7 protein-coding genes are annotated in these 13378 nt (G+C 63.7%); 6 read left to right on the forward strand and 1 reads right to left on the reverse strand.

Features of this window, described 5'->3' with window-relative positions:
• Positions 1-166: 166 nt before the first annotated feature.
• Positions 167-1654, forward strand: a complete 1488-nt coding sequence (locus AC07M1_RS08245; RefSeq protein ID WP_495162060.1) for an ATPase domain-containing protein — start codon at positions 167-169, stop codon at positions 1652-1654.
• On the forward strand, positions 1651-3663 hold the full coding sequence (locus AC07M1_RS08250) for a hybrid sensor histidine kinase/response regulator (RefSeq protein ID WP_495162061.1): 2013 nt from the start codon (positions 1651-1653) through the stop codon (positions 3661-3663). The genes AC07M1_RS08245 and AC07M1_RS08250 overlap by 4 nt, the downstream gene beginning before the upstream one ends.
• A 238-nt stretch (positions 3664-3901) precedes the next feature.
• Here AC07M1_RS08250 and AC07M1_RS08255 read toward each other — a convergent pair whose 3' ends face one another.
• Positions 3902-4915 carry a LacI family DNA-binding transcriptional regulator gene (locus AC07M1_RS08255; RefSeq protein WP_495162062.1) on the reverse strand — a complete coding sequence of 338 codons (1014 nt, stop codon included), beginning with the start codon at positions 4913-4915 and terminating at the stop codon, positions 3902-3904.
• Between the two features lie 121 nt (positions 4916-5036).
• Between AC07M1_RS08255 and AC07M1_RS08260 the strand changes: the two genes are divergently transcribed.
• The 4 genes from AC07M1_RS08260 (at position 5037) to AC07M1_RS08275 (ending at position 13373) form a co-directional block, all read left to right on the forward strand.
• Positions 5037-6500 (forward strand): MFS transporter, encoded by a 1464-nt coding sequence (locus AC07M1_RS08260; RefSeq protein WP_495162063.1) that lies wholly within the window; start codon positions 5037-5039, stop codon positions 6498-6500.
• 336 nt (positions 6501-6836) lie between these two features.
• A complete protein-coding gene (locus AC07M1_RS08265) occupies positions 6837-10256 on the forward strand; it encodes a TonB-dependent receptor (RefSeq protein ID WP_495162064.1) in 3420 nt (1139 codons plus the stop codon).
• Between the two features lie 67 nt (positions 10257-10323).
• Complete coding sequence (locus AC07M1_RS08270; RefSeq protein WP_495162065.1) at positions 10324-11886, forward strand: tryptophan halogenase family protein; 1563 nt, start codon at positions 10324-10326, stop codon at positions 11884-11886.
• Positions 11883-13373: a tryptophan 7-halogenase gene (locus tag AC07M1_RS08275; RefSeq protein ID WP_495162066.1), complete on the forward strand. Its 1491-nt coding sequence runs from the start codon at positions 11883-11885 to the stop codon at positions 13371-13373. The genes AC07M1_RS08270 and AC07M1_RS08275 overlap by 4 nt, the downstream gene beginning before the upstream one ends.
• Positions 13374-13378: the final 5 nt, after the last annotated feature.

Here is a 13378-nt window from a genome sequence, read left to right on the forward strand (position 1 = left end):
AGCACCATTCGCGGTGCTTCGCAGGGCTTCCAGCTAGTTGCTCGCGATCTCTGGCTTTGCCTGCGCAATGCCATGAGCAATACGGAAACCGCATTGAATCAAGCCTTTCTGGCGGGTTGATCGGAACCGTAACGAGAGTCGCGCGCTGTTGTCTCAGGAGTGATCAATGGAAACAACCCCGTCTCAACACGCCGATACCGGCATTCGCGGCCTTGACGATGTTCTGGCCGGGGGCTTCGAACGAAGCCGGGCGTATCTGCTTGAGGGCAGCCCGGGCACGGGCAAGACGACGATTGCGCTGCAGTTCCTTATCGCGGGCGCCTTGGCCGGCGATCGTTGTCTGTATATCACGCTTTCGGAGACAGAGGACGAGCTACGCGCAACGGCCAGTTCACATGGCTGGCCATTGCAGGATATCGATATTTTCGAACTCGTACCCCCCGAGAGCTTGTTGGACGAACAGCAGCAGCAGAGCCTGCTCTATTCGTCCGATCTCGAGCTTGGCGAGACAACGAAGCGGATTTTCGAAGCGTTCGAGCGGGTCGGCCCGTCCCGGGTTGTCCTGGACAGCCTGTCGGAGATCCGGCTGCTCGCACAGAGCTCGTTGCGATATCGCCGCCAGATTCTGGCACTCAAGCATTACTTCGCGCGCAGCGGCGCGACCGTGCTTATGCTTGATGACCTGACCACCGACGCCAACGACAAGACTGTCCATTCAGTAGCGCACGGGGTCGTTCGACTGGAAGAGCTGGCACCGGAATACGGCGCGGAACGCCGGCGGATGCGCGTGATAAAGTATCGTGGCCGGCGCTTTCGCGGCGGCTATCACGACCTTGCCATTCATACTGGCGGAGTTCGCGTCTTTCCCCGCTTGGTGTCGAGCGAGCATCACCGCCGCTTCGACCGCGAAGTGCTGGAGACGAATCTACCCGAATTCACTGCGCTGCTTGGTGGCGGGGTAGAGCGCGGATCGAGCGTCCTCATGCTGGGACCGGCAGGCACCGGCAAGTCGCTTCTCTCGCTTACATTCGTCAAGACCGCCATCGACCGTGGCGAGCGCGCGGCGATGTTTGTCTTCGACGAAGAGATCGGCCTGCTCATGCAGCGTGCGCGGGGCCTCGACATTGATCTTGAAGCAATGATCGATGCGGGCAATTTGGTGCTCGAGCAGGTCGATGCCGCTGAACTCACGCCTGGCGAGTTTTCCACGCGCGTGCGCGAATGTGTCGAAACACACGGCGCGCGAACGATCGTGATCGACAGTCTAAATGGTTACCAAGCAGCGATGCCAGGAGAGCATGCGCTCGTCCTGCACGTCCACGAATTGCTGCAGTATCTCAACCGGCAGGGCGCGACCACTTTCCTGACGGTCGCGCAGCACGGTCTGGTTGGCGACATGAAGTCGCCGGTCGATATCACCTATCTCGCCGATACCGTCATTCTGTTGCGCTATTTCGAGGCCGTGGGACGGGTCCGACGGGCGATCTCGATAGTTAAGAAGCGAATGAGTGCACATGAGGATGTCATCCGTGAGTATAAGATCGGCCCGCAAGGTTTCACGCTCGGTCCGCCGCTTGTCGGGTTTCAAGGCATTTTGCGCGGGGTGCCTACCTTTGTCGGTGAGGCAGGTCTGCTAAAGTCCGACCAGGCGTGAAGCAGACGACAGTCTCGGAACGGGTGCTGGTATTAGCGCCCCGCGGACGCGACGCTTCGGTCGCTACCGCCATGCTCGCCGAAGCCGGGATCGAGGCAGAGGCGCATGGCTCGCTACGAAGCATGATCGCGGGTCTTGAGTCTGGCGCGGGTTGCGTTCTGATAACGGAAGAGGCGCTTGCGACCGCCGACCTGCGGTCTCTTGTCGAGTGGCTGGCGAGCCAGGAAGAGTGGTCGGACTTACCGTTCGTGCTGCTCACCAGCCGTGGTGGCGGTCTTGAGCGAAATCCGGCAGCCGCGCGCCATCTGGACGTACTTGGCAACGTCACCTTCCTCGAACGGCCCTTCCATCCCACGACATTGGTCAGCTTGGTGCAATCAGCGCTGCGCGGCCGCCGCCGGCAATATGAAGCGCGTGCTCGCTTGATCGAGTTGCGGGAGAGCGAAGAGCGTTACGCAACCTTGTTCCAGACGATGGATGAGGGCTTCTGCATCATCCGGTTCGTCGATGGGCGACATGGCCCCAAAAGCGACTATGTGCATGTGCAGGCCAACCCCGCCTATGAGCATCATACGGGCATTTCGGACGTCGTCGGGCAATTTGTCCGGCAGATGGTCCCTGATGAGGCGGATGGATGGGTCGATCTATATCGTGACGTTCTGATATCGGGCGAGCCGATTCGGTTCGAGCGCGAACTGGTCGCCACTGGGCGGCATCTCGAGCTTTCCGCATTCCGGGTAGAGCCGCGCGAACGCGACGAGGTCGCTGTCATTTTCCAGGACGTGACCGTGCGTAAGCGCGCCGAGATTGCGCTGCGTGAGTTAAATGAGACACTCGAACGACGCGTAGAAGCGGCGGTGGCCGAACGGCAGGCCGCGGCTGAGCAGCTGCATGAGGCGCAAAAGCTGGAAACGATCGGCCAGCTGACGGGTGGCGTGGCGCATGACTTCAACAATCTTCTGACCCCGATTAGCGGGGCACTCGACCTTCTAAGCCGACGCTATGCAGGGCAGGACCCTCGTATGGCGCGGTTGATCGATGGCGCATTGCAATCGGCCGAGCGCGCGCGCGTGCTGATCAGCCGCCTGCTCGGTTTTGCCCGGCGGCAGGCGCTGGAGACCCGGGCAACCGATGTCTGCAGCTTGCTCACTGGTGTCCAGGATCTCGTAACCAGTTCGATTGGATCCTCCATCACGCTCCACCTCGAATGCCCGCAAGGATTGCCGGCGGCGCTCGCCGATCCCAACCAGCTCGAACTCGCAATACTGAATTTGAGTGTCAACGCGCGCGATGCGATGCCCCAAGGCGGCACGCTGACGATCGCTGCCTCGCAGGTGCGAGTAGATGGGGGGGACGCGACTGGGCCCGCGGCCGGTGACTATGTGCGCATCACAGTGACTGATACGGGTACCGGTATGGACGCTGGAACCCTCGCACGCGCGATCGAGCCATTTTATTCGACCAAGGAACTAGGCAAGGGCACGGGGCTTGGCCTGTCGATGGTGCACGGTCTCGCTGGCCAATTGGGCGGAGCCTTCGTCTTAACGAGTGAATTGGGGCAGGGCACGCAGGCCAATCTCTATCTACCGATTGCTAGCGATGCGGCTAGGGCGAGCGATGTCTCATCAGACACTCTCCCACCAGCGCTGTCCTCACTCAACGTTCTGCTCGTTGATGATGAGGAGTTGGTTCGCGCCGGGACCGCCGAAATGCTAAGAGACCTCGGTCATGTCGTTCATGAGGCGGCCAGCGGCTCACAGGCCCTGAGCAAGCTGGCGGGAGGGCTCCCCATAGATCTTCTAGTCACGGACTATATGATGCCAAGCATGAATGGCGCTGCCCTAGCGCGACGGGCTACTGCGCTCAAGCAAACCTTGCCGGTTCTCGTGATAACAGGATATGCCGGGGGCGATCTCAATATCGGTTTGCCGCAACTGACCAAGCCATTTCGACAAGCTGACCTTGCCCGTTCACTTCATCGGCTCTTTCCCAACGAAGCGACTATCTAGCCGAGTTGACCCTTACTCCATTCCCACGAGAAATGGAGGCCGCAACACACGCTTTGGATTTTGAATAGCGAAGCCGCGCTTTATGTGCATGGTGCATGGTGCATGGTGCATGGTGCATGGCGGTGCGATGGCGGTAGAGGCGGCCGGTCTTCGCTTGAATACGACATCCCTGAATGTCGGCGTCGGTACGCTCTCGTGCGAAGGCTGCCATCCCGCAACCCGCCCAAACTACGGCCACTTAACCGCCGCAAGATTCACGGACGATCAGATCGGTAGGAAGATATTCGGGCTGATGGTCGGGCGTCAGATCAAGCACTCGCGAAACAAGCTTGCGTCCGGCTTCTTGGGTGTTCTGCCGGATCGTGCTGAGCGCAGGGGTGCTGAGGCGTGCGAGCAGCATGTCGTCATAACCTACCACCGACACATCCTGCGGCACCGATAACCCCGCACGGCGCAGCGCGCGGACGGCGCCGAGTGCGATCAGGTCGCTGGCGGCGATGATTCCGTCGAACACGACGTGACGGCGCAATAGGCGGGTGACGGCGGCTTCGGCCGATTCGAGCTCGAACTCGACTTGCGCGGCAAGCTTTGGATCGACCTCTAGCCCGCTTTCTTTGAGACCTTCGAGGTAACCACGGCGGCGCTGTTCGGCTTCGGGATCGCTGCCGCCGAGGAACAGGATCTTCTTCCGTCCCAACCGTGCGAGATGGAGCGTGGCGCGGCGCCCCCCGAGCAGGTTGTCCGAGCCGACAGTGCCATAGGCCTGCCCTGGCATGCGCGCGCCCCACACCACGAAACGGGCATTTGTGTCAGCAAGCCGGTTGAACTGTTCATGCAACATGCTTTGGCCCAGGAAGATCACCCCGCTTGCGCGGCTGGTCGTGACCACCGAGACGAGGTCGTCATAATCGGTCGGCGCGGTGTGGCTGACCGTGAAGTCGCAGCTGCGCGCGCGCGCCGCCTCGCCGATATTGGCGAGCAGTTCGAGGAAGAAGGGGTGCGAGAGCGGCAGCGGGCCGCCGCGCATGTGCGGGGTGACGATCGCAATCGATCCCTCGGCCCCGATCGGCGCGGCGGGCATGTGGCGGCGAAACGGATATTCGTGATCGCGCGCCAGCGCCCAGATGCGCTGCTTGGTCCGCGTACTGATCAACGGGTGATCGTTGAGCGCGCGCGACACGGTCGAGATCGAGACGCCGGCGAGCCGCGCCAGATCCTCGAGCGTCGTATTGTTATTGCCCGTGCTGTTCATTCGCCTCAAATTGACCTCTTCGCCGGCACCGGCGGGTTAACGCACCGAAAGGGTGAGTTTGCAAGAAAAGGGAGCGGCGCGTGGGGAGCACGCCGGTGCGGATGCCGCCGGTCCTTTTCCCATGCGCTTCGTTCAGATCTGGAACATGTGCCTCGGCCTGTTCGGCGTGCAGATCGTCTGGGGCCTGCAGAACGTCAATACGAGCCGCATCTTCCAGACGCTCGGCGCGAATGTCGACGAGCTCGCGATCCTGTGGATTGCAGGCCCTGCGGCGGGCCTGCTGGTCCAGCCGCTGATCGGCCATCTGAGTGATCGCACTGCGGGGCGGTTCGGCCGGCGCCGGCCGTACATCTTCATCGGCGCGACGCTGGCCGCGGTGGCGCTGTTCGCAATGCCCAACGCACAGACGCTGTGGACCGCGAGCCTGTTGCTGTGGCTGCTCACCGCGTCGATCAATGTCGCGATGGAGCCGTTCCGCTCGCTCGTTGCCGACAAATTGCCCGAGGGGCGCCGGACCACCGGTTTCGCGATGCAGGTGTTCTTCATCGGGCTGGGCGCGGTGTTCGCGTCCGCGCTGCCGTGGATACTGACCAACTGGTTCGCCGTCAGCGCGCATGCCGAGCCGGGAGCACTGCCGATGTCGGTGCATGTCGCCTATTACATCGGCGGTATCTGTCTGTTCCTGGCGGTCGGATGGTCGGTGCTGACCACGTCCGAATGCCCGGTCCGCGCCGGCCCCGATCGCGCGGCGGCGCATGTGATCCCGAGCGCGGCGGGCGCGGCGAGGCTGGCGCGCAGGGGAATGGTATGGCTGTTCGGCGGGGCGGGGGTGGCGCTGGCCGCGTGGCTCGCCGGGGGCAAGCGTGAAATCTATCTGCTCGCCGCGATGGCGATGATCTTCGGTCTCGCCCAACTGGCGGCGGTATGGCTGCGACGTCGCGGCCGGCGCTCGCTCGGCATGCTGGAGATCGTCGAGGATATCCTGCACATGCCGCGGCTGCTGGCGCGGCTCGCGATCGTCCAGTTCTTCACTTGGTTCGGCCTGTTCGCGATGTGGATCTATGCGACCCCGGCCGTCGCCGCGCGTCACTATGGCACCGTCGATCCGGCCTCGCCCGCCTATCACGAGGCGGCCGACTGGGTCGGCATCCTGTTCGCCGGCTATAATGGGGTCGCCGCGGTCGGGGCCTTCCTGCTGCCGCTGGTGGCGGCGCGGATCGGCCGGCGCGCCACGCACGCCGTCTCCCTGCTGGCCGGTGCCGCGGCCCTGCTCAGTTTTGCGGTGATCGACGATCCGCGGATGCTGTGGCTGTCCGCGCTCGGCCTCGGCTGCGCGTGGGCGGCGATCCTCTCGATTCCCTACGCGATGGTCGCCAGCGCGGTGCCGCCGGGCAAGGCCGGGGTCTATATGGGCATCCACAACATGTTCCTGGTGCTGCCCCAACTCATCGCGGCAACCGTGCTCGGCCCGCTGGTCGGGCAGGTCTTTCACGGCCAGGCGATCGCGGCCTTGCTGCTCTCCGCCGGGTCGCTGGCGCTGGCGGCGCTCTGTACCTTTACGATCCCCAGGCGCGGCGCGGTCTGAAACGGCCGTTGCCGCGCCCGAGTCGGCGCGTGCAGGGGGCGGGGAGTGACTCCACATGGCTGCAAGTTATGCAAATATTTGCATAAAGCGCAATAACTATCGACTATTGCGGGTGCAAATACTGTCGATGCGGCCCCAAGCATGCTCATTAAATTACTGAAAATATTTTACATATCTGTAAAACTTGGTGCTTTGCTGCGGCGTGCAAAATTATGCTTGCCACTTTGCGCAGTTTACGCAAAGTTACGCAAGTCAGATGGGGCGGGCTGTGCTTGCGCCTGATCCCGCTGATCAAAGCGGATCGACCCCGAAGGGGCGGTCATGGGGAGGACGGGGATGAAGGGAACGGACTTGGGTCGCGGCTGTCATGTCGCATTGCGCGGCGGGGTATCGCTGGCAGCACTCGCAATCATCGCAATGGGAGGCGCCGTGCAGGCTCAGGACGGCCCGCCCGCGGCGCGGCAATCGTCCACAGGTGATATCCCTCAGGAAGACGCGCCACGTGACGACATCGTTGTCATCGGTGTTCGCGGCGCACTCGCCTCGGCGCAGAACATCAAGAAGAACGCGGATACCTTTGTCGATTCGATCACCGCGACCGATATCGGCGCCTTCCCTGACAAGTCCGCCGCCGAAGCGCTCCAGCGCGTGCCGGGCATCACCGTCGGGCGACTGCAGTCCGCCGACGACAGCACCCATCCGTCGGGCGAGCCGACCAGCGTGCTGATCCGCGGCCTCACCCAGGTCCGCACCGAATTCAACGGGCGGGACAGCTTCTCCGCCGACTCCGCGCGTGGACTTCAGTTCAACGACGTCTCCCCGGAGCTGCTGGCGGGTGTCGATTCCTACAAAAACCAGACCGCGGAGATGATCGAGGGCGGCATCGCCGGCACCGTCAACCTGCGCACGCGCCTGCCACTCGATCAGAAGGGGCTGTTGGTGACCGGCAGCGTCAAGGCGAACTATGGCGACCGTTCTGAGCGCTGGACGCACGAATTCTCAGGGCTGGTCAGCTATTCGGTCGAAACCGGGATCGGCCGCTTCGGCATCCTCGGCAACTATGCCGAAAGCCATGTGGTGACGCGCACGGAAAGCGTCATCATGGACAAGATCGACACCTATTGCACCGCCGGCTTCGGCACCGTGGATCGCGCGATCGTGTCGACCGACGGCACTATCCCGTGCACCACCAACCCGTTTGGCGGTACCGGCTGGGCCTATGCGCCGGACGGCATCCGCTATTCACAGGTCGACTACGACCGCAAGCGCCGCGGTATCGCCGGTGCAGCCCAGTTCGAGAACAACGCGGGCACGCTCAAGGCGAGCGTCCAATATATCGACTCGCACTACACCAATGCATGGCTAGAGCGCGCCAGCCATACCGTCTTCGATGGCAATTACTTCGGCACGCGCGCGTTCAACCCACGCTCGGGTTCGGTCCTTGCCGGCAGCAGCGGACTGACCTTCGGGTCGAACGGCATGCTGCAATCCGGCCTGCTGACTCAGCCGCATGGTAGCTTCAGCGGTACCTATGAGAGCGTGCAGGCGGCGATCAACGCCGGCTCCGCCGTTCCGGGGATGCCCTTCGTCAACTATTGCGGCGGCGGCATCTGCGGCGCCGATCCCCGCAACGGTCTCTATTTCCAGAACGAGGCGCGCAATTTCGCGCACAAGGAAGGGACGAGCGACCTCTCTGCAAACATCAAATGGGATCCGACCGACCGGCTCCACCTTAGCGCGGACGTGCAGTTCATCGACGCCTCGACCTACAATAACGACATTCTGGTCGCGACCGGGTCGATGGCCAACATGCAGTACAGCGTGAACAAGGACGGCACGCCGCGGGTGGAACTGCTGCCCGGTGCCAACGTCAATTATGCGGCCGGTGGGCTGGCCAATCCGCACAATTACTGGCTCCCTTTCATCCAGGGCCATGTCGAGGACAATGACGCGAAGGAATTCGCCTTCCGCACCGACGCGGAATATGAATTCGACGAGGGCGGCTGGCTCGACTCGCTCAAGGTCGGCGTGCGCTATGCCAACCGTCGCCAGAAGGTGCGTTACTCGACCTTCAACTGGACCCCAATCGCGGCGAGCTGGAACTGCAACGGCCCGGGCTTCAACATCGACAACACCACTGGCGGCGCCTATCCGACCGGCACCGGGAATTGCGGCGGCAATGCCGGCCACGCGCCCTTCAAGGGCTATGGCGCGGGAATCTGGGAATCTGCGAGCCTCGGCGACTTCTACGACGGACAGTCCTATCCCAACGGGCCGCTGGTCTATCTCAACCGCGCGACGCTCCAGGATTTCCCGCGCCTGATCTCGGCGCTAGGCGGCGCGAACACCAACTCGCCGCTCGGCACCGGATACACCGCCATCTGCGACCGCGCAGAGGCGACGGTCGATGATTGCTTCACCCCTGGCGAGGTGATGCAGATCCGTGAGCGGACCAAGGCGGCCTATGCGATGCTGCGCTTCGGCGGCAGCGACAAGGCCATCTTCGGCGGTGTCACAGTGGTCGGCAATGTCGGCCTGCGGGTGGTCCGCACCGAAGAGGACAGCATCGGCAACATCGCCTTCCCGGCGACGAACCTGTTCGACAGCCTGCCAGCGTGCAACGCACCGCTCTCGGCCACCAACATCGTCAATATCAGCTGCTATCTGACATCTGCGATCCGCGCCTATGCCAACGGTGCTGCGACGCCCGATACCTTCAAGTCTTCACGGACGGACTGGTTGCCGAGCTTCAACGTGCGGTTTGGGCTGGATGACAAGAACTTCATCCGCTTTGCTTATTCCAAGGCGATGTCGCGGCCTGATATCGGCCTGTTGCGCAACACGCTGGCGATCAACAACCTGCTCATCAACACTACACCCGACTCGCCCTACATCATTTTCAATTCGCCGACCGCGCCGAAAACCGCGGCGAATGTCGTGGGCTACAATTTCGTGTTCGCAGCGAATTCGGGCAACGCAGCGCTGAAGCCGCTGAGCGCGCATCAGTTCGACCTGTCGTTCGAGCGCTATATGGGACCCAGTACCTCGCTGACGATCGGCCTGTTCTACAAGCAGCTGCATAACGCCATCTCCTATGGCCAGTTCCTGCGCACCATTCCCAACGGCCCCTCGACGCAGACCGTTCAGATCAACGGGCCGAGCAACATCAAGAATGGCGGGAAGCTGATGGGCGTGGAGGTGGGCTACCAGACCTTCTTCGATTTCCTGCCCGGCTGGCTCAGCGGGTTCGGCACGCAGCTCAACTATACCTATGTCCACCAGTCCGGGATCAAGAACTCCAATCTGATCACCGCATCATCGAGCGGAGATATCGGGGCGTTTGGCGCGGGCCAGCAGGCGCTGGGCGGCACCGGGTTCGTGATCGACTCAGGGCGTCTCGCCGGCATTTCGGACCACACGTTCAATGCGGTCGCGCTGTACGAGAAGGGGCTGATCGGTCTGCGCGTCGCCTATAACTGGCGGTCGCGCTACCTGACCCAGAATCTCGACTGCTGTATCGGCTTCCCGGTATTCCAGAAGGCGGCCGGGTTCCTCGACGCCTCACTCCGCGTCTCGCCAACCCGGTTCCTCGAGCTTTCGATCGAGGGTTCCAACCTGCTGAACACCACGACCTCCTATCAGCAGCAGATCTTCGGGGATTCCCCACAGACGCCCGGCGCAGCGCCCAAGTTCATCGACTCGGCTTGGAACCGCGTCGACCGCCGGATCCAGTTCGGCGCCCGCTTCAAGTTCTGACTTTCCCCTTGGCGCCGCCGCGATCTGCCGTGGCGGCGCCATTTTTCTCTTGTTGATCGGTCGAGTCATGCTGGCACAGACGAGCTCGTCGTCCCGCCCGTCTTCCCCCGATGCGCTCCGGATCGTGATCCTGGGCGGCGGCACGGCGGGCTGGATGTGCGCCGCGGCATTGGTGCGGCAGCTCGACCCTGTCGACTACGACATCACGCTGATCGAATCCGACCAGATCGGCACTGTTGGCGTCGGCGAAGCAACGCTTCCGCATATCAAGACCTTCAACGACATGCTCGGTATCGAAGAGGCCGAGTTCCTGCGCGACACCCGCGGCAGCATCAAGCTGGGCATCGAGTTCGTCGGTTGGACCGGATCGGGCAGCCGCTACATCCACCCGTTCGGTACCTTCGGCGAGCCTTGGGCCGGAGTGGATTTCCAGCATAGTTGGGCGCGTGCGCGGCTGGCCGGGTGCGACGTCGGTTCGTTGCAGGAGTACAGCTACGCGATCGCGCTCGCACGCGCCAATGCGTTCGAGCCGCCCGATCCCGATCCGAAGTCGATCCGCTCGACCTATTCCTACGCCTATCATTTCGATGCCGGCCTTTATGCCGCGTTCCTGCGCAAATGGGCGACCGCGCGCGGGGTGGAGCGGATCGAGGGGCAGGTGATGGATGTCGCCCGCGATGCGGACGCTGGCAACGTCGAGACACTGACGCTCAAGTCCGGCGAGACCGTATCCGGCGACCTGTTCGTCGACTGCAGCGGGTTCCGCTCGCTGCTCGTCGCCCAGACGCTGGGCGTGGACTGGTGCGACTGGAGCCACTGGCTGCCGTGCGATCGCGCGCTCGCCGTACCGTGCGAGCGTGTCACCCCGCTCACCCCCTATACCCGCGCGACCGCGCAACGCGGCGGCTGGATCTGGCGCATCCCGCTTCAGCACCGCACCGGCAACGGCCATGTCTTCTCGAGCGGCTATTGCAGCGAGGATGAGGCGCACGCCACGCTGATGGCAGCGATCGACGGTCCCGCGCTCGCCGAGCCGCGGCTGCTGCGGTTTCAGGCGGGCCGCCGTGCGCGGGCGTGGGTGGGGAATTGCGTGGCGATTGGTCTCGCCGGCGGGTTTCTTGAGCCTCTGGAGTCGACCAGCATCTTCCTGATCCAGGCTGCGGTCGTCGATCTTGCCAGCCTGATGCCGACGCGGGCGACGGGAATCGACCCGCGCCTCGCCGCCGAGTTCAACCGGCTGTTCGAAATCCATTACGATCGCGCGCGCGATTTCGTCGTGCTGCATTACGCCACCAACGCGCGCGCCGGCGAACCGCTATGGGATCATGTCCGGTCGATGACGCTGCCCGACAGCCTCGCGCATAAGATTGCACTGTTCGAGGAATGCGCCGCCGCGCCCGAATACACGCTCGGCCTGTTCTCACGCGATAGCTGGCTGTCGGTGCTGGAGGGGCAGGGGGTGATCCCGCGCACCTGGAACCCGCTGGCGAACCGCATTCCGCTCGATCAGCTCGAGGCGCGGCTGAACGAGCTGCGCGTGCGCATCGCCACCAATGCTGCCGACACCCCCTCGCACGCCGATTTCCTCGCCGGCTATTGCGGCGAAGTCGAACTGGAGCGCGCGCGATGAGCGCACCGACGCGCATCGTGGTCGCCGGGCGCGACGCGGCGTTGTGGCTGAGCGTGGTGATGCTGGCGCGCGCTCTGGCCCCGGCCGGTGTCACGGTCGCCGCGGTCGAGCTACCCGGCACGCGCGAACCTGCCGATGTCTATCCCGCGCTGCCGCCACTTGAGGCGCTGCACAACCGCATCGGCATCGACGAGGCGGCGTTGCTGCGTGCCGTCGGCGGCTGCTTCTCGCTCGGGCAGAATTTCACTGACGCCTTGGGTAGGTTGCCGTCCTTTCTACACGCCTATGGCGCCGCTGGTGCGCCGATCGCGGGTGGCGACTTCTTCGCCTATTGGCTGAAAGCGCGCCGTTACGGGTTGCCTGTTCCGCTGGAGGAGTTCTCGCTTGCCGCCGCGGCCGCGCGGCAGGGCCGGCTGCTGATCCCGAACGAAGAGACAGAACTCTATGGCCGCAGTGATTATGGCTATCATCTGCCCGCTGTCGCCTATGCGCAAAGTCTGAAATCGCTGGCGGAGAAGGCCGGCGTCGCGATCCATCCAGCGCAGATCCTGCGGCCAGTGCTGAACCCTGAAACCGGCGATATCGTGGCGCTGGAGACCCCAACCGGCTGGATCGACGGGGATCTGTTCGTCGATGCCACCGGGCCGGAGGCGGGGCTGATCGCGGTGATCGATCCGGCGCGCGAGAGCTGGCGTGCGCACTTCCCGGCTGATCGCCTGCTCGCCGCACGCGGGCTGGGCATCGCGCCGATCCCGACCTATGCCGAAATCCGCGCCTGGGAAGGCGGGTGGACCGCGCTTCACCCCGCCATCGGCCACACGCATGTGGTACAGGCCTATGCCTCCGCCGCGTGCAGCGACGACGCGGCGCTCGACCGCGCCCGCTCGGCGAGTGGGCTTGCGCTGGACGACGCCGTGATCCGTCCGCTCGATCCCGGCCGGCGGACGGCGTGGCGCGGCAATTGTGTGGCGATCGGCGAGGCGGCCTGCGTGTTCGATCTGTTGCTCGGGGTCGAATTGCATGCGGTTCAGCTCGGGCTGGTTCGGTTGCTGGCGAATTTTCCTGCCAGCAATGACGGTTACGAAGCCCGGCGCGCCGAGTACAATCGCGCCATGCACGCCGCATTCGATCGGGTGCGCGATTTCCAGTCGGCGCATTATGCGCTGGCCCGATATTTCGGAATCTTCTGGGCAGAGGGCCGGGCCGCACCACGGCCGGACGCGGTGGTGCATGCCATCAATCTGTTCCAGGCCCGCGGTGAAGTGGCCTCGTTCGAGGAGGAGAGCTTCCTTCCCGACAGTTGGCGCGCGCTGCTCGTCGGTCATGGCGTGGTGCCCGACAGCTATCTGCCCGCCATCGACCGCACCTCGCCCGACGAGGTGAAGGTGCAGCTGCGGCGCATGCTCGGCTTCGTGCGGGAACAGGTGCTGAAGGCACCGACCCACGACCAGTATCTCGCCCGCATCTTGGTGAAGCCGCTGTCATGAGGCTC

The sequence above is a fragment of the Sphingomonas sp. GW821-FHT10C01 genome (assembly GCF_059415525.1).